This is a genomic window from Pseudonocardia sp. D17, from assembly GCF_036984265.1.
GTDB lineage: Bacteria > Actinomycetota > Actinomycetes > Mycobacteriales > Pseudonocardiaceae > Pseudonocardia > Pseudonocardia benzenivorans.
Genome location: NZ_BPRG01000241.1, coordinates 175,285 through 192,112, shown reverse-complemented (window position 1 = coordinate 192,112; position 16,828 = coordinate 175,285). Strand labels below are relative to the sequence as shown.

18 protein-coding genes are annotated in these 16,828 nt (G+C 74.0%); 3 read left to right on the top strand and 15 right to left on the bottom strand.

The features are described 5' to 3' along the window. Nucleotides 1–209: 209 nt before the first annotated feature. The 5 genes from PSD17_RS34420 to purS all read right to left on the bottom strand — a co-directional run bounded on the left by PSD17_RS34420 (nt 210) and on the right by purS (nt 4,649). Nucleotides 210–653 (bottom strand): response regulator, encoded by a 444-nt coding sequence (locus tag PSD17_RS34420; protein WP_013672646.1) that lies wholly within the window; start codon nt 651–653, stop codon nt 210–212. After that, nucleotides 650–2,440, bottom strand: coding sequence for a sensor histidine kinase (locus tag PSD17_RS34415; RefSeq protein WP_339126281.1), 1,791 nt, complete (start codon nt 2,438–2,440; stop codon nt 650–652). Before PSD17_RS34415 ends, PSD17_RS34420 begins: the two co-directional genes overlap by 4 nt. Further along, nucleotides 2,437–3,639, bottom strand: a complete 1,203-nt coding sequence (locus PSD17_RS34410) for a PP2C family protein-serine/threonine phosphatase (RefSeq protein WP_339126280.1) — start codon at nt 3,637–3,639, stop codon at nt 2,437–2,439. Before PSD17_RS34410 ends, PSD17_RS34415 begins: the two co-directional genes overlap by 4 nt. 93 nt (nt 3,640–3,732) lie before the next feature. After that, nucleotides 3,733–4,419 carry a phosphoribosylformylglycinamidine synthase subunit PurQ gene (gene purQ, locus PSD17_RS34405; protein ID WP_013672643.1) on the bottom strand — a complete coding sequence of 229 codons (687 nt, stop codon included), beginning with the start codon at nt 4,417–4,419 and terminating at the stop codon, nt 3,733–3,735. Then, the gene (gene purS / locus PSD17_RS34400) at nt 4,416–4,649 is read right to left on the bottom strand and encodes a phosphoribosylformylglycinamidine synthase subunit PurS (protein ID WP_013672642.1); all 234 of its coding nucleotides are present in this window, start codon (nt 4,647–4,649) and stop codon (nt 4,416–4,418) included. The genes purQ and purS overlap by 4 nt, the downstream gene beginning before the upstream one ends. 145 nt (nt 4,650–4,794) lie before the next feature. On the opposite strand from purS, the gene PSD17_RS34395 reads away from it, so the two are divergent. Next, the gene (locus tag PSD17_RS34395) at nt 4,795–5,421 is read left to right on the top strand and encodes an MBL fold metallo-hydrolase (protein WP_041760324.1); all 627 of its coding nucleotides are present in this window, start codon (nt 4,795–4,797) and stop codon (nt 5,419–5,421) included. A gap of 634 nt (nt 5,422–6,055) precedes the next feature. On the opposite strand, the gene PSD17_RS34390 is transcribed toward PSD17_RS34395, so the two are convergent. The 5 genes from PSD17_RS34390 to PSD17_RS34370 all read right to left on the bottom strand — a co-directional run bounded on the left by PSD17_RS34390 (nt 6,056) and on the right by PSD17_RS34370 (nt 10,385). Next, nucleotides 6,056–6,799 carry a DUF2334 domain-containing protein gene (locus tag PSD17_RS34390; RefSeq protein WP_339126279.1) on the bottom strand — a complete coding sequence of 248 codons (744 nt, stop codon included), beginning with the start codon at nt 6,797–6,799 and terminating at the stop codon, nt 6,056–6,058. A 55-nt stretch (nt 6,800–6,854) separates the two neighbouring features. Further along, a complete protein-coding gene (locus tag PSD17_RS34385; protein ID WP_103380440.1) occupies nt 6,855–7,706 on the bottom strand; it encodes a phosphoribosylaminoimidazolesuccinocarboxamide synthase in 852 nt (283 codons plus the stop codon). Next, complete coding sequence (gene purB / locus PSD17_RS34380) at nt 7,703–9,121, bottom strand: adenylosuccinate lyase (protein ID WP_013672638.1); 1,419 nt, start codon at nt 9,119–9,121, stop codon at nt 7,703–7,705. Before purB ends, PSD17_RS34385 begins: the two co-directional genes overlap by 4 nt. 63 nt (nt 9,122–9,184) lie before the next feature. Continuing rightward, nucleotides 9,185–9,844 (bottom strand): hypothetical protein, encoded by a 660-nt coding sequence (locus PSD17_RS34375; protein WP_103380442.1) that lies wholly within the window; start codon nt 9,842–9,844, stop codon nt 9,185–9,187. 13 nt (nt 9,845–9,857) lie between these two features. Continuing rightward, nucleotides 9,858–10,385: a SigE family RNA polymerase sigma factor gene (locus PSD17_RS34370; protein WP_013672636.1), complete on the bottom strand. Its 528-nt coding sequence runs from the start codon at nt 10,383–10,385 to the stop codon at nt 9,858–9,860. A gap of 183 nt (nt 10,386–10,568) precedes the next feature. Here PSD17_RS34370 and PSD17_RS34365 point away from each other — a divergent pair, with 183 nt between their 5' ends. Next, complete coding sequence (locus PSD17_RS34365) at nt 10,569–11,732, top strand: threonine aldolase family protein (RefSeq protein ID WP_103380443.1); 1,164 nt, start codon at nt 10,569–10,571, stop codon at nt 11,730–11,732. Here the strand turns inward: PSD17_RS34365 and PSD17_RS34360 are convergent. The 4 genes from PSD17_RS34360 to PSD17_RS34345 all read right to left on the bottom strand — a co-directional run bounded on the left by PSD17_RS34360 (nt 11,677) and on the right by PSD17_RS34345 (nt 14,356). Continuing rightward, nucleotides 11,677–11,964: a potassium channel family protein gene (locus PSD17_RS34360; protein ID WP_339126302.1), complete on the bottom strand. Its 288-nt coding sequence runs from the start codon at nt 11,962–11,964 to the stop codon at nt 11,677–11,679. The genes PSD17_RS34365 and PSD17_RS34360 overlap by 56 nt on opposite strands. Next, nucleotides 11,928–12,443: a hypothetical protein gene (locus PSD17_RS34355; RefSeq protein ID WP_339126278.1), complete on the bottom strand. Its 516-nt coding sequence runs from the start codon at nt 12,441–12,443 to the stop codon at nt 11,928–11,930. Before PSD17_RS34355 ends, PSD17_RS34360 begins: the two co-directional genes overlap by 37 nt. A gap of 58 nt (nt 12,444–12,501) precedes the next feature. Next, nucleotides 12,502–13,611: a pyridoxal phosphate-dependent aminotransferase gene (locus PSD17_RS34350; protein WP_049803281.1), complete on the bottom strand. Its 1,110-nt coding sequence runs from the start codon at nt 13,609–13,611 to the stop codon at nt 12,502–12,504. A 145-nt stretch (nt 13,612–13,756) separates the two neighbouring features. Further along, nucleotides 13,757–14,356, bottom strand: coding sequence for a hypothetical protein (locus tag PSD17_RS34345; RefSeq protein ID WP_339126277.1), 600 nt, complete (start codon nt 14,354–14,356; stop codon nt 13,757–13,759). 164 nt (nt 14,357–14,520) lie between these two features. On the opposite strand from PSD17_RS34345, the gene PSD17_RS34340 reads away from it, so the two are divergent. After that, complete coding sequence (locus PSD17_RS34340) at nt 14,521–15,441, top strand: LysR family transcriptional regulator (RefSeq protein WP_339126276.1); 921 nt, start codon at nt 14,521–14,523, stop codon at nt 15,439–15,441. A 108-nt stretch (nt 15,442–15,549) separates the two neighbouring features. Here PSD17_RS34340 and purD read toward each other — a convergent pair whose 3' ends face one another. Then, complete coding sequence (purD, locus tag PSD17_RS34335; RefSeq protein ID WP_339126275.1) at nt 15,550–16,815, bottom strand: phosphoribosylamine--glycine ligase; 1,266 nt, start codon at nt 16,813–16,815, stop codon at nt 15,550–15,552. Nucleotides 16,816–16,828: the final 13 nt, after the last annotated feature.

The following is a 16,828-nucleotide window of genomic DNA, read 5'->3' as shown; positions in this document are numbered from 1 at the left end:
GATGTCGGCCTCGGCCCTGCGCAGCCGTGTGACCTTGAGCGCGTCGACGTCCGCGCACACGAGCACCGCCGTCAGTGCCGCCGCGACGCCCATCGGCCACCGGGCACGAGGACCCGCCACCGCGCCTCCTCGTCCTGGTCCGGCCGCGGCAGTCCAGGCGCGCACGCGGCGTGGGACGGGGACGACGAGCGTGCCCGACCGGGTGATCCTCAGTCGCGAGCGCCGGGCAGCTGGACGACGCTGACGAAGAAGTGGTCGATCTGCTTGATCGCGTCGATGAACCGGTCGAAGTCCACCGGCTTGGTGACGTAGGCGTTGGCGTGCAACTGGTAGCTGCGCAGCACGTCCTCCTCGGCCTGCGACGTCGTCAGCACGATCACCGGGATCGCCGACAGGCCGGGGTCGGCCTTCACCTCGGCCAGGACCTCGCGGCCGTCGCGCCGGGGCAGGTTGAGATCCAGCAGGATCAGGTCGGGGCGCGGGGCGTCGGCGTACTGCCCCTCGTTGCGCAGGTACGACAGGGCTTCCGCACCGTCGGTGACGACGTCGAGCCGGTTGTGCAGGTACTCGTCGAACGCCTCCCTGGTCATCAGCACGTCGCCGGGGTCGTCCTCGACGAGCAGCACGTTGATGACCCGGATGTCGTCTGTCATGCGGTTCCCTCCCGGCCGGCGCTGCCCGGCACGGTGTCGTCGGTTCCGGCCGCGCTCTCGGATCCGCTGCGGCGCGGCGGGACGAGTGTGAACCGGATGGTGGTGCCCGGTTCGGGCCGGGCGCCGGTGTCTACCCAGATGCGCCCGCCGTGGAACTCGACGATCTTCTTCGCGAGTGCCAGGCCGATCCCCGTCCCGGTGTAGACGTCGCGCCCGTGGAGCCGTTGGAAGATCACGAAGACCTTGTCGGCGTACTCGGGCTCGATGCCGATCCCGTTGTCCGACACCGCGATCTCCCAGCCCTCGGCGGCTTCGCCCGCCGGTGCGGCACTGATCCGCACGACGGGCGGCTCGTCGGATCTGCGGAACTTCATCGCGTTGCCGATGAGGTTGGCGAACAGCTGCACCAGCAGCTGGCGGTCGCCCTGGACCGTCGGCAGCTCGCCCTCGACGACGATCTCACCCCCGGCCTCGGCGCGGGGTGTCTCCTGCTGGTCGGCTGCCGCCGCGACGACGTCGGCCAGGTTCAGCGTCGTGAAGCCGGCCGTCGTGCGGCCGACGCGGGAGAACGCCAGCAGGTCGTTGATCAGGCGCTGCATCCGCTGGGCGCCGTCGACGGCGAACTCGATGTACTGGTCGCCGCGCTCGTCGAGCTTGTCGCCGTAGCGGCGCTGCAGCAGCTGGCAGAAGCTCGCGACCTTGCGCAACGGCTCCTGCAGGTCGTGGCTCGCGACGTAGGCGAACTGCTCGAGGTCGCGGTTGGAGCGTTCGAGGTCGCGGGTCTGCTCGTCGAGCCGCTGGGCGCTCTCCCTGGCGCGGTCGAGCTGGCGGACGATGTGCGCCCGCATCGCCTCGACGTCGTCGCCGAGCATGACGATCTCCCGTGGCCCGCTGCTCTCGACGCGGTTGCTGACGTCGCCCGAGACGACACCGCGGACCTGGGCCGCGAGCCGCGAGATCGGCCGCAGCACCGCCCGGCGCAGCACGATCCCCGTGGCGATCAGGAACAACACGGCGACGGCCGCGACGACGATCCCGACCGCGCTCACGAACCGCGCGGCCGTGTCCAGCCGCTCCCTGGCCGCGAGGCGCTGCTGCTCGAGGTCGGCCTGCAGGGCGTCCGTCGCCCCACGGACGGGATCGAAGAGGCTGCGGCCGCCGTCGGCGACGACGGTGTTGCCCGGCCCGCCGGCACGGACCGCCGCGATGGTCGGCTCCGCGTACCCGCTCCGCCACGCGGCGGCCGCGTTCTCGACCACGTCGACGTGCGCGCCGAGGCCGGGAACCACCGGATCGAGCGACCGCATCATCGACACGGCGTCGCGCTCGGCCGCCGTCCCGGACGCGTACGGCGCCAACGACTCGTCACGGCCGCTGAGCTGGAAGCCGCGCACGCCCGTCTCCTGGTCGACGAGTGCGGTCTCCAACGACTGCCCGGCCCGTACGGCCGGGCCGATCTCGTCGAGCAGGTCGGCGCGGGCGTCGTTGAGCCGCACCAGCGAGATCGTGCCGATGATCGCCGCGATGACCGCGAGCACCAGCGCGACCAGCGCCACGGCGCCGAAGATGCGTGCGAGCGGCCATCGCCTGTGCTCGGCGACCCGGGCGTCCCGGTCCACCCGCATCGTGACCCGCGGCGCCCGGAGGCGCGTCCGCCGCCTGCGGAGGGCGCCGGGGTCCGGGGCCGGGGCGGTGCCGCCGCGGGGCAGGGCGGAGCCGGCATCGACAGGGTCGGTCGCCGGATCGGTCGTCGCGCCTGACGCCGGGTCGGTCGTCGGGTCCGTCACGACAGGCGCTCCCCGGACAGCAGCAGGATCGCGACGTCGTCGGCGAGTGGACCGCCGTTGAAGCCCTCGGCCAGCTCGACGAGCCTGCCGGGCAGCTCGTCGAGCGGGGTCGCGGCGTGGGTCTCGAGCAGCCGCAGCAGCCCCTCCTCCCACAACGGCTCGTCGGGGACGGGACCACGGCCCTCGATGAGGCCGTCGGTGTAGAGCAGCAGCGACCAGCCCGCGTCGAGCGACATCTCGGCCGCCTGCCACGTCGCGGCCGGGTCGATACCCAGCGGCAGCCCGACGGGCGGCGGGCCGGTCCGCGGCGGCGGCCCGAGCAGGACGGGCGGCGGGTGCCCTGCCAACCGGACCAGCGCCCCGCCGGCACCGTCGGAGCCGTCGGAGCTGTCCGAGCCGTTCGGGGCGATCGCGACCGTGCAGACGGTGGTGAACAGCCGGGCGTCGTGCCGCTCGCTGACCAGCACCTCCTGCAGGTTCGGCAGCACCTGCGACTCGTCGACCCCCGCCAGCACCAGCGCGCGCCACGACACCCGCAGCAGCGCACCGAGCGCCGCCTCGTCGGGACCGTGGCCGCAGACGTCGCCGACGATCGCGTGCACCCGGCCGCGCGGGTCGCGCACCGCGTCGAAGAAGTCGCCGCCGATGACCGAACGCGTCCGGCCCGACCGGTAGAACGTCCTGGCCGCGACGCCGGAGCCCGCGAGCAGCGGCGTCGGCATCAGGCCGCGCTCCAGACGGACCGACTCGGCCGCGGCCAGCTGCTCCTCGCGCAGGCGCACCAGGCCGGCCTCGGCGCGCCTGCGTTCGATGGCGTACCGGATCGCGCGGATCAGCACCGCGCCGTCGGCCTTGCCCTTGACCAGGTAGTCCTGCGCCCCGATCCCGACGGCCGCGATGCCGAGGTGCTCGTCGTCGAGACCGGTGAGGACGCACACCGCGGCGCTCGGGTCGGCCCGCAACAGCTGCCGCAGGCTGTCGAGACCACCGGTGGTGCCCGGGGTGTTGAGGTCGAGCAGGATGCAGTCGGCGGCCGCCCACAGCTCGCGTTCCAGCACCTCGGCCAACGACCCGGCGATCGTGAGGTCCACCTCGGGATCGACCTCGAACAACAGCTCCTGCACCAGGAACGCGTCGCCCGGGTCGTCCTCGACGAGCAGCACCCGGCGGGCCGTCTCGGCGGGAAGGACGCGCGTCACGTGATCGTGCTCCTCCTCCGGCGGTGGTCGCGCATGGTGCGGTCGCGACAGCCTAGAGCCGAAGGTCCCGCTCGGCTCGACCCGGGACGCCGGTCAGGCCGCCGCGGCCGCCCCGATGACCGACGTGAAGAGCCCCAACCCGTCGGTCGTGGGCCCGGTCAGGGTGTCGATGGCGTGCTCGGGGTGCGGCATCAGCCCGACGACCCTCCCGTCGGCCGACGCGACCCCGGCGATGTCGGCCATCGCGCCGTTGGGCGCGCCGCCGACGTAGCGGAACACCACCCGGCCCTCGGCCTCCAGCTCGGCGAGCGTCGCGGCATCGGCGACGTAGCGCCCCTCGCCCGACTTCAGCGGGACGACGATCTCCTGGCCCGCGGTGAACCCACCGGTCCACGCCGTCGACGTCGACTCGACGCGCAGCGCCTGGTCGCGGCAGACGAAGTGCAGCCCGGCGTTGCGCACCAACGCCCCCGGCAGCAGGCCCGCCTCGCAGAGGATCTGGAAACCGTTGCAGATGCCGAGCACCGGCATCCCGCGCCCGGCCGCGTCGACGACCTCCCGCATGATCGGCGCCTGGCTCGCGATCGCGCCCGCGCGCAGATAGTCGCCGTAGGAGAAGCCGCCCGGGACCACGACGGCGTCGACGCCGCGCAGGTCGTGGTCGCCGTGCCAGAGCTCCACGGCCTCGGCGCCCGCCCGCCGGGCCGCACGGGCCGCGTCGACGTCGTCGAGCGTGCCGGGGAAGGTGACCACACCGATGCGCATACCCGCGCCGCTCATACCCGGGTCACCGTCCAGTCCTCGATCACCGGGTTGGCCAGCAGGTCGCCCGCGATCCGGTGCAGCGTCTCGTCGTCGAGGCCGTCGTCGACCTCCAGCTCGAAGTGCTTGCCCTGGCGCACGTCGGCGACCCCGGAAATGCCGATCCGGGCCAACGCACGCGTCACCGCCTGGCCCTGCGGGTCCAGGATCTCGGGCTTGGGCATCACGTCAACGACCACTCGCGCCACGCCCCAAGCGTACGGTGACGAATTGGGCCGATCATCGCCACCTGCGGTGATATCGCGGGGCGGAGCTGTGACGCTGCCGACGCCCAGGCCCCGTATCGGGTCCGTCCGCTGGCGCAGCGTGCCGCGGCGGGAGCAGAGTGTCGCCGTGCAGATCACCCACTTCGGCCACGCGTGCGTGCTCGTCGACACCGGAGCGGCACGGCTGCTCATCGACCCGGGGACCTTCTCATCGGGTTTCGAGAGGCTCGGCGGCCTCGACGCGATCCTCGTGACCCACCAGCACGCCGACCACCTCGACGAGGACCGGCTGGCACCACTGCTGGCGGCCAACCCGGAAGCCCGGCTGATCGTCGACGTCGGCACCGTGACGACACTGCACGACTACACGCACGAGGTCGTCGCGCCGGGTGAGTCGTTCACCGTCGCGGGCGCGTCGATCGACGTCGTCGGCGGGGACCACGCGGTCATCCACCCCGACATCCCGATCGTGCCCAACAACGGCTACCTGATCGACGGAACGGTCCTGCACCCCGGCGACTCCTTCACCGAGCCGCCCGGCGAGCTCGACGTCCTGCTGCTCCCGACCGGCGCGCCCTGGCTCAAACTCGCCGATGCGGTCGACTACCTGCGTGCCGTCGCCCCCCGCACCGCCGTGCCGATCCACGAGGCCGTCCTCGCCCGCCCGGCCATGCACTACGGGCTGTTCGAGGCCCTCGGCCCGGCCGGCACGACGCTCCAGGTCCTCGAGCGCGAGGCCGCGACCAAGGTCTGACGGTCCGCCCGGCTCTGCTCGCCGCGAGACCGGGCTCGCCTGCTGCTCGTGGGCGCCCTGGTGGGCCCAGCCGCTCGTGGCCCTGCCCTGGCTGAACCCCGCCTCCGGGTGAGCCCGCCGGCTGACCTCGCCGCGGCTCGCGTGCCCGCGGCTGGGACCGACCCCGCGGGGCCAGCTGGACGCGTCGCGGGGCCAGCGAGACCTGGGTGATCGCCGAACCAGAGACATGAGCGCCCACCAGGAGCGCCCATGTCCCGCAACCGGTGATCACGACCTAGCAGGAAGCAACCAGCCCCTGCACCCTTCTCACGTGATCGGCGAACCAGGGACCTGAGCGCAACCTCGTTCGCCCACGTCCCGAACTCAGCGATCACGACGCACAGCCCTGTCCACCACACGAGATGCAGCGGGCCCCGGACCGCCGGCCGTACCTGCCGGACCAGCGACCTGACCGCTCCCTGCGACCCCACGTCCCTCGCACGACGATCACCATCCGCGCCCCCCGGCACCTCAGCCCCACCCGGTGATCGTCGCAACCGGGACACGCGCGCAGTCTGCGTCCCCATGTCCCTACAACGGTGATCACCCGGTGGGCGGCTCGACCCCGGATCGCCGGCCCTGGCGCAGGAGTCGATCAGGCCGCGCCCGCGTGCAGACCCTCCGCGTAGGTGAGCGGCCGGGCGCCGGCGGCCAGGACCGCGTCCACCGCCGTCAACGCGGCGGCGACCCGCTCGGGCCGGCGCAGATCCTTGGCGCGCAGCCCGATCCGGACGAGCCCGCCGCGCCGGGCGACCCGGCCGGCCTCCGCGACCAGCAACCGACAGCGCCAGCTCTCGGCGGCGCGCCGGTCGGCCCGTCGCTCGCCCGACGCGCGGAACCCCAGGACCCGCGAGCCGGTCGTCGTTCCCCGCTGCAGGGCACGGACGGCGGTGTCGTCGGCGCAGAGGGCGAAAGCGTTGTCGCGCAACGCCGCGATCGTCCCGGACGAGGCGAGCCAGCGGGGCGGTGCGAAGAGGTCGCTGTCGAGCCCGACCGCGTGGGCGGCCCGGCGGGCGGCGATCACGCGGAGCCCGGCCTCGTGCCGCGGGAGCAGCGCGAACTCGGCGCGCCGGCCCAACCGTACGGGCGAGGCCTGCCACGCGCCGATCGGATCGGGCGTGTGGTCGAAGCCGTGCAACAGGATCGCGTCGCCCGCCCCCCGACGGGCGCCCAACCAGGCGACGACGCCGGGATCGGGCGCGTCGCGACGCAGCCGCGGCCGGAACAGGTGCGACAGCGGGACCCCGCGCAGGTCGAGGGCGGCGGCCAGCGCGGCAGCACGGTCGAGCGAGCGGGGGTCGGCGGTGAGCCCGGACAGCGACACGACGAGGCGGGTCATGCCCCCATGGCGCCACACGGCGGGTGAACCCCGCACCCCGCCGCCGACGAACGGTTCAGGAACCCCAGGTGCTGCCGGTGATGCGCTCGTAGACCTCGACGTAGCGCGCCCGCGTCGCGGCGACGACGTCGACGGGAACCTCGGGGCCGGGCGGCGTGCGGTCCCAGTCGAGCGTGGCCGACCAGTCCCGCACGTACTGCTTGTCGAACGAGAACTGGGGGCGGCCGGGCTGCCACTGGTCGGCCGGCCAGAACCGGGAGGAGTCGCTCGTGAGGACCTCGTCGCCGAGGACGATCTCGCCGGCGGGGTCGAGCCCGAACTCCAGCTTGGTGTCGGCGACGAGGATCCCGGACTCCGCGGCGATCGACGCGCCCCGGGAGTAGACGGCGAGCGTCAGCGCGCGCAGGCGTTCGGCCGTCGGGGCACCGACGGTGGCGACGACCTCGTCGAACGTCATGAACTCGTCGTGCTCGCCGACGGGTGCCTTCGTGGTCGGGGTGAAGATCGGCTCGGGCAGCTTCGAGCCCTCGACGAGCCCCGGCGGCAGCTCGATGCCCGAGACGGTGCCCTGCTTCTCGTACTCCTTGAGCCCCAGCCCGGTGAGATAGCCGCGGGCGATGCACTCCACGGGCAGCATCTGCAGCGGTCGGCACCGGATCGCGCGGCCGGCGAACTCCGGCGGGACGTCGGTCGCGGAGATGACGTGGTTGGGCACGAGGTCGGTGAGCCGGTCGAACCACCACAGCGACAGCGCGGTGAGCAGTGCGCCCTTGTCGGGGATGGTCGTCGGCAGGACGACGTCGTAGATCGAGAGCCGGTCGGAGGCGACGAGGAGCAGGTCGTCGCCGCCCGCCTCGTTCTCGACGGAGTAGACGTCGCGGACCTTGCCCGAGTGCAGCAGCTTCACAGGATCGCTCCGGGGGTGTAGGCGGCCGCCTCGGGGTGCGCGGCGGTGATCTCGTCGACGCGGGCGACGACGGCGGCCACCTGGGCGCCCGCGGCGCCGGTGAACGACAGGGGGTCGGCGAGCAGCCCGTCGAGGGTCCCGGCGGGCAGGGCGAGGCGTTCGTCGTTCTGCAGGCGGGCGATCAGGTCGTTCTCGGTCTGGCCCTTCTCCCGCATGGCCAGCGCGACGCCGACGGCGTGCTCCTTGATGACCTCGTGCGCGGTCTCGCGGCCCACGCCGGCGCGGACGGCGGCCATGAGCACCTTGGTCGTCGCGAGGAAGGGCAGGTACCGGTCGAGCTCGCGGGCGATGACGGCCGGGTAGGCGCCGAACTCGTCGAGGACGGTCAGCGCGGTCTCGTAGAGGCCGTCGAGGGCGAAGAAGGCGTCGGGCAGCGCGACGCGGCGCACGACGGAGCAGAAGACGTCACCCTCGTTCCACTGCGCGCCGGCGAGCTCGGCGGCCATCGCGGCGTTGCCGCGCAGCACGACCATCAGCCCGTTGATGCGCTCCGCGGAGCGGGTGTTCATCTTGTGCGGCATGGCGCTCGACCCGACCTGGCCGGGCTTGAAGCCCTCGGTGGCGAGCTCGGCGCCGGCCATCAGCCGGATCGTCGTCGCCAGGCTCGACGGGCCGGCCGCGAGCTGCACGAGCGCGGAGACGACCTCGTGGTCGAGCGAGCGCGGGTAGACCTGGCCCACGCTGGTCAACGTGCGGGCGAACCCCAGATGCGACGCGACCCGGCCCTCGAGCTCTGCGAGACGGGCGGAGTCGCCGTCGAGCAGGTCCAGCATGTCCTGCGCCGTCCCGACCGGGCCCTTGATGCCGCGCAACGGGTAGTGGCCCCGCAGGTCGGTGAGCCGGTCGTAGGCGGCGAGCAGCTCGTCGGCCGCCGAGGCGAAGCGCTTGCCCATCGTCGTGGCCTGGGCGGCGACGTTGTGGCTGCGCCCGGCCATGACCAGCTCGGCGTACTCGGCGGCGCGCCGGGCCAGCCGGGCGAGGATCGCGACGGTCCGGTCGGCGACCAGGTCGAGCGACAGCCGGATCTGCAGCTGCTCGACGTTCTCGGTGAGGTCGCGGCTGGTGAGCCCCTTGTGCACGTGCTCGTGGCCGGCGAGCGCGTTGAACTCCTCGATGCGCGCCTTGACGTCGTGGCGGGTGACGCGCTCGCGTGCGGCGATCGAGTCGAGGTCGACCTGCTCGACGACCCGTTCGTAGTCGGTGATCGCCTGCTCGGGGACGTCGACGCCGAGGTCGCGCTGGGCGCGCAGCACCGCGATCCAGAGCCGGCGCTCCAGCACGATCTTGTACTCGGGCGACCAGAGCCTGACCAGCTCCGGGCTCGCGTAGCGGGAGGCCAGCACGTTGGGGATCACGTGCACGAATCCTATGCGTTCACCTCCTGAGCGGCGTTACCGGCCACGGCCGCCACTCACCGGTCAGAGCTGCGCGGCCAGTACGGACGCCACACTCGCGAGCTGCGCCTCGAACGGGATCGCGCCCGAGTCGGCGTCCGCGGTCGAGGTGACGGCCACGTACCCGCCCGACGCCGTCGGCGCCCCGGCCCGGGCCCAGCCGACGGGCAGACCGTCCTCCACCGGTTCCCCGGCGGGGGTGAACACGACGGCGAGCACGCCGTGCGCGGGCCCGTCGTCGACCTCCAGGTGCACCTCGCGGCCGCCGCCCGGCTTGCAGACCATCGGCACCGCGGCCTCCTTGGCGCCCGCGACCTGCGGCAACGCCGCGTCGAGCAGCGTGCGCAGCCCGGGGTCCTGCATCGGGACGCAGCCGGCGTCGGCCGCGGGCGGCGGGACGGCAGGGGCCGCGGCCTCCCCGAAACCCGGCGCGCCGCCGCCGGCGGCGGACGACGTCGCCGTCTCCTGCCCGCCCCCGCCTCCGGTCGCGGCGATCCCGACCGTCACCCCACCCAGCACCAGGACGGCCGCGGCGGCACCTCCGACGATCGCGTTGCGCCGCCGCGTGCCGGCCCGCCGGGACGCCCGGACGACGTCGTCGACGCCGAACGCGGCCGGCGGGGCCTCGACGGGCCCGGCGGCGCGCAGCATGCCGGTCAGCTCGTCGTCGGACAGCTCACCCATCTCCGCCTCCTCCTCAGCTCGCCGGTCGCAGGTCGTCGATCCCGTTGCCGAGCGCGGCGCGCAACGCCGCCAGCCCGTGCGCGGTCTGGCTCTTGACCGTCCCCTCCGAGCAGCCGAGTGCGGCTGCCGCGGCCGCGACGTCGAGGTCGTCGAAGAACCGCAGGACGAGGACGGCGCGCTGCCGCGGTGGCACCGCGCGCAGCGCCGTCACGAGCGCCGCCCGGGTCGCGACGGCGTCCCCCGCGTCCTGCTCGCGTGCGGCCGGCTCCGGGACCTCGGGAGCGGACCGCTCGCGTCGCCAGGGCCGGCGCGTCTCGTCGACGACCGTGCGCATCAGCGTCCGCCGGACCCACGCGTCGAGGACCCGCTCGTCGTCGCGGCCGCGGATGCGCCGCCAGTGCCGGTGCAGCGCGACGAAGGTCGCCTGGGCGTGGTCGTCGGCGCGGTGCCAGTCCCCGCACATGAGGAACGCGGTGCGGCGCACGGCGTCGCGGCGCGCGCCGAAGTACTCCGCGAACTCGCGCTCGTCGGACGCGTCCACGCGGCTCCCTTCTGCCGGCTCGTGCGGTCCTTGCCTGGTTCGTCCGCTCGCGACATGTTCGAGACGGTCGACCCGGTGCACACCGTTGCAGGCCCCGTCGAACATCACCCGAAAAGAGCAACTCCGTGACCATCTCGTGATACGGATACGACCGCAGCGTCGCCGGATGCTTGAATCCGAATCGTGCGACCCACCTCCCGTGCCCGCCGCGCGAAGCCGGAGTCCGGTCCGATCGACCTCCGCTCCGACACCGTCACGCAGCCGACGAAGCAGATGCGCGCCGCCATGGCCGCCGCCGAGGTCGGCGACGACGTGCTGGACCGCGACCCGACGATGCGTGCACTGGAGGAACGGGTCGCGGGCATGCTCGGCGCCGCCGACGCGCTGTGGACGCCGTCCGGCTCGATGGGCAACCTGATCGCGCTGATGGCGCACCTGCGCCGCGGCGACGCGTTCCTCGCCCCGGCGGGCGCGCACGTCCTCGAGGCCGAGCTCGGGACGGCGGCCTGGCTGGCAGGCGGTATGCCGCGCCCGCTGGAGCACGACGGCGGACCCGGCAAGATCACCCCCGACGCGGTGCGCCGCGCCGCGGGCGGGCCCGGGCCCTATTACACGATGCGCACCAGCCTGCTGTGCCTGGAGAACACCCACAACGCCGCGGGCGGCACCGTGACCGCACCGGAGGAGCATGCCGCCGTCGCGGCCGCCGCTCGGGCCGCGGGCCTGGCCGTCCACCTCGACGGGGCCCGGCTCTGGCACGCCGCGGTCGCGCTCGGCGTCCCGCCCGCCGCGCTGACGGTCGGCGCCGACACGGTGCAGGTGTGCCTGAGCAAGGGCCTGGGCGCGCCGGTGGGGTCGCTGGTCGCGGGCTCGGCCGAGTTCACCGAGGAGGCCCGCCGGCTCCGCAAGATGCTCGGCGGCGGGGTGCGCCAGGGCGGTGTCCTCGCGGCGGCGGGGCTCGTCGCGCTCGATCGCGTCGACCGGCTCGCCGACGATCACGAGCGGGCGGCCACCCTCGCCGCCGGTCTGCGCGAACGCGGCTGGCAGGTGCAGGACCCGGAGACGAACATCGTGCTGGTCGGCGTCGCCGACCTCGCGGGGACCCTCGCGCGGTTCGAGGAGTCCGGGGTACTCGTCGCGCCGATGGCCGGCAAGGTCCGGTTGATGACCCACGCCGACCTCACCGACGACGACATCGCCGCCGCGCTCGAGCGGATCGGGCCCGTCGAACGCGGGCGCGGACCGGCGGCGGGGCACGCACCCGCCGGGCCGCCCGCGGGGCACCGGTCGCTCAGGCGGACGGCCGGGTCGGCCGGTCGCGCTCCAGCTCGGCGAGCCGACCGCTGACGGCGCGCAGCTCGGCGAGGACCTCGGTCAGCTGCGCCGACGTCGCGCGCAGCTCGTCCTCGGTGATCCGTGCGGCCTCGGCCGCGGTGCTGCGGATGTTGGCCAGGAACCAGCTCGCGATCGACGCCGTCACCACACCGAGCAGGGCGATGCCCGCGATCATCAGCGTCGCCGCGACGACGCGGCCCTCGAACGTCACCGGATAGCGGTCGCCGTAGCCGACCGTCGAGATCGTGGTGATCGTCCACCACAGCGCCTCGCCGAACGTCGTGATCGTCGCGCCGGGGCGTCGCGTTCGGCGTCGAGGACGCCGAGCGCGGACACGAACCCGACGAGCGTCACCGTCCCGACGACGTAGACGGCGACCCGGCCGCGGAAGTCGTCACGCAACTGCCGGTTGAGCACCCCGATCACCGTGACGACCCGCAGCGCGCGCAGCGGGCGCAGCACGGGCAGGAGCAGGATCAGCAGGTCGAGCACGTGCGTGCCGACGTAGCGCCGGCGCCGCCGGGCCAGCGCGATCCGCACGAGGTAATCGACGCCCAGCAGCACCCACACCACGGTGAGCACGACGTCGAGCGCCTCGTGCGCGCCCGGCGAGAGCGAACGCTGCAGCACCTGCCACGTGTAGACCGCGAGGAACACCACGGCCAGCCCGGTCAACGGCCGGTCGACCCTGCGGTCCCAGGCGGCGATGCGCGGCTCGTCCATGGTTTCCGGACGATAGCCGCACGTCAGAGCTGTGCGGCCGGCACTCCGGCGGCGACCGTCAGAGCCAGGCCTGCAGACGCCGCAGGGCCTCCGTGATGTCGTCGGTACCGCCCGCGAACGAGAACCGGATGTAGCGCCCGCCGTCGACGGGGTCGAAGTCGACGCCCGGCGCGACCGCCACCCCGGTCTCGGCGAGCAGCCGGTAGGTCAGCGCCATGGAGTCCTCGGCCAGGTGCGACACGTCCGCGTAGACGTAGAACGCGCCGTCGGCCGGGGCGAGCCTGTCGATGCCGAGCCCGCGCAGCCCGTCGAGCAGCAGGGCGCGGTTGTGCGCGTACCGCTCCACGTGCGCGTCGACCTCGACATAGGACTCGGGCGCGAACGCCGCCAGCGCGGCGTGCTGCGGCAGCGCGGGCGGGCACACCGTGAAGTTGCCCGTCAGCCGGTCCACCGCCCGGCGCAGCCGCGGCGGCACCACGAGCCAGCCCAGCCGCCAGCCCGTCATCGAGAAGTACTTCGAGAACGAGTTGACGACGATCGCCTCCCGGGAGGTCGACCACGCGCACGTCGTCGCGGGCGAGCCCGGGTAGCCGATTCCGTGGTAGATCTCGTCGCTGACGAACTGGACACCGTTGCCCTCGCACCACGCGGCCAGCGCGGCGAGCTCGGCGGGGTCGAGCACCGTGCCCGTCGGGTTGGCCGGGCTCGCGACGATCAGCCCGGCGACCGGCTCGTCGAGCTCCTCGAGCATGGCCACCGTGGGCTGGAACCGCGTCTGCGGTCCGCACGGCAGCTCGACGACCTCGCAGCCCAGCGCCGTCAGGATGTTGCGGTAGCAGGGGTAGCCGGGCCGGGCGAGCGCGACCCGGTCGCCCGCGTCGAAGGCCGCGAGGAACGCGAGCAGGAACCCGCCCGACGAGCCGGTGGTGACGACGACGTCGTCGGCGTCGATGTCGAGGGAGTACGTCCGCGCGTAGTGCCCGGCGATCGCCTCGCGCAGCGGCTCGATGCCCAGCGCGACGGTGTAGCCCAGCACCTCGGTCTCCAGGGCCGCCGCGGCGGCCGCCCGGACGGCCTTCGGCGCCGGTGTCGACGGCTGGCCCGCCGACAGGTTGACGAGGTCGCCGTGGCTGCGGGCCCGCTCCGCCGCGGCCTGCCAGACGTCCATGACGTGGAAGGGCGGGATCTGGGAGCGAAGGGCCTCCGGGCGCGGTCCGGTCACGCCCCGAGCCTAGGAGACGCCGCGCCGGGTACGCGCAGGCGAACCGGCTGATATCGGCCACACCCGGTGGGCCGTCGCGGCGGGCCCGACGTCAGGCGATCTCCCTGGCGATCTCCGGGGCGAGCAGCTCGGCGGCGCGCGCGGCGGTGATGACGTCGGCAGGGTCGGGCTTCTCGATCCGCCGCGACGCGCCGTCCTCGTAGACGTGCTCGCCGATGAGCCGGCCGCGCTCGTCGTAGGGCCAGACGAACGCCAGGGTGCGGGTGAGCAGGTAGACGTCGTCGGGGTCCTCGCCGGCCTGCACGGAGCCGAAGACGCTCTCGCCGAGCATCGCGCCGGGCACGAACTGGCGGAACTCGACCTCGCCCGAGAAGCCGTGGTCGTGGACGGCGATCGCCTGCCGGTTGACCCACATGACCAGCGCGTTCGCGGCGACGAGCGACGCATAGAACGCCGTGACCTGGTCCATGCCGTCGAGGATCAGCGACTGGCCGCCCTCGTGGAGGCGGTAGTGCGGCTGCTCGACGGTCATGTCGGGGGCGAGCAGCTCCTCGTAGCGGCCGGCGACCTCCAGCAGGCCGTGCATCCGGTAGTTCTTCAGGATCGCCCGGTGCCGCGGATTGTCGGTGTCGGCGATCTGCTTCTCCAGGCCGGCGAACATGTGGGTGAAGTCGTGCTCGTATCGGCTCACGGTGGGCTCCTCACGTCGGTCGGGACGGCTCACCATCGCCGCACCGGACGCGGCGGGTCCATGACAAAGGCGCCCACCCGGCATGAACCCATCGGCTAACAGCGCAGCTCAGCGGGCATCGTCCGCGGCGAGCCCGGCGCTATCCTCGGCGTGGGAGGCGTCGCGTGGACCTCAACCTGCATCTCGTCCGCTACCTCGTAGCGGTCGTCGACGAGGGGCATTTCGGCCGCGCCGCCGCCCGGCTCTACGTCAGCGCGCCCGCGTTGAGCCAGCAGGTCCGCAAGCTCGAACGCGCCGTCGGCGCCGAGCTGGTCGACCGCTCCACCCATCCGGTGCGCCCCACCGAGGCAGGTGCCCGGTTCCTGGCCGAGGCGCGGGAGGCGCTCGCGGCCGCGGACCGCGCGGTGGCCGCGGTCGACCGGTACCGCCGCGAGCTGGCGACGACCCTGCGGATCGGGTTCATGACCGCGTCGGCCGGCCCGCAGGTCCGCGGCCTGATCGACGAGCTGCGTCGTGAGGAGCCCGAGGCGGTCGTGCGGCTCGTCGAGCTGCCGTGGGACCGACAGGCCGCATCGGTCCGTGACGGGACCGTCGACGCCGCCCTCGTGCGGCCGCCGGTCACCGACCGCGCCGGGCTGCGCTTCGACCTGGTGCGTCACGAGCCGCGGGTCGTCGCGCTGCCGGTGCGCCACCCGCTCGCGGGCCGCGGCGCCGTCGCGCTGGCGGAACTCGACGGGGAACCGCACGTCACCGGGGACGAGCTGGATCCGGTGTGGGTGCGCTGGTGGGCGTGCGACCCTCGGCCCAGCGGCGTGCCCGTGCGCTACGGACCGTCGGTGCGGACGATGGACGAGCTGCTCGAGGTCGTCGCCGCCGGTCAGGCGATCGCGATCACCGGCGGGTTCGTGGCCGACAGCCACCGTCACCCCGGGGTGGTGTTCGTCCCGGTGTCCGACGTCGAGCCCTGCCCGCTCTCGCTGTGCACGCGTACTGCCGACCGGTCCGCGCTGGTCGCGGCCCTGCGCCAGGCGTTGCGGGCGATCCGCCCCCGCCGCGACGATCCGGCCGCAACCTCACGGTCCTGATCCGCGCCCGCGACGACCCACCCTGAGGTTGCGCGCGACCAACCCGGCCGCAACCTCACTGCTGCGAATGCGCCTCCCGACGACCGTCAGGTTGCGCGCGGAGGACGGTCAGGCGCGGGCCGGGATCGCGACCTCGCCGCGGGCCGCCTTGGCCGCGATGTCGGTGCGGTGGTGCGAGCCCGGGAGGTTGACCCCCGCGAGCCGGCGGTAGGCGTCGGCACGGGCGGCGTCGAGGTCGGGACCGGTCCCGACGATCGAGAGCACCCGCCCACCGGCGGAGACGACGGCGCCGTCGTCGCGGCGGCGGGTGCCGGCGTGCAGCACACCCTCGGCCTCGGCGCCGGTGATGACGTCGCCCACCCGCGGCGGGCCGGGGTAGCCGTCCGCGGCCACCACGACGGTGACGGCCGAGCCCTCGGCCCACTCCAGCGGCGGGACGTCGGCCAGCGACCCCGTCGCGACCGCGCGCAGCAGCCCGGCGAGCGGGGTGCGCAGCAGGGCGAGCACGACCTGGGTCTCCGGGTCGCCGAACCGGCAGTTGAACTCGATCACCGACGGCCCGTTCGAGGTCATGGCGAGCCCGGCGTAGAGCAGCCCGGAGAACGGGACCCCGCGGCGCACCATCTCGTCGGCGACCGGCTGTACCACCCGCGCCACGACGTCGGCGACCGTCGCCTCGTCGACCCACGGCAACGGGGCGTAGGCGCCCATGCCGCCGGTGTTGGGGCCGGAATCGTCGTCGCCGACGCGCTTGAAGTCCTGCGCCGGGACCAGCGGCACGACGGTCGAGCCGTCGACCAGGCAGAAGAGCGACGCCTCGGGCCCGTCGAGGAAGGACTCGAGCAGGACGGGGTGCCCGCCGTCGAGCAGCGTCGAGGCGTGCGCGCGGGCGACCTCGCGCTCGGAGGTGACGACGACACCCTTGCCGGCGGCCAGCCCGTCGTCCTTGACGACGTAGGGCGGGGTGAAGCGGTCGAGCGTCGCGTCGAGCAACGCCGGGCTGTCGACGATCTCGCAGCTCGCGGTGGCCACCCCCGCGGCGGTCATCACGTCCTTGGCGAAGCTCTTGGAGCCCTCGATCCGCGCGGCGGCGGCACTCGGGCCGAAGCAGTCGAACCCCGCGGCGCGCACGGCGTCGGCGACGCCCGCGACCAGCGGAACCTCCGGCCCGATGACGACGAGATCGGCCGACCAGTCGCGGGCGAGTGCCACGACGGCCTCGGGGTCGACCGCGTCGACGCCGTGCTGCTCGGCGACGGCGGCGGTGCCCGCGTTGCCGGGCGCGCACGCCAGTGCCGTGACCGCGGGGTCGGACGCCAGGTTCAGGACGATGGCGTGCTCACGGGCTCCAGAGCCGATCACCAGGACTCGCACGGTCGGCAAGCCT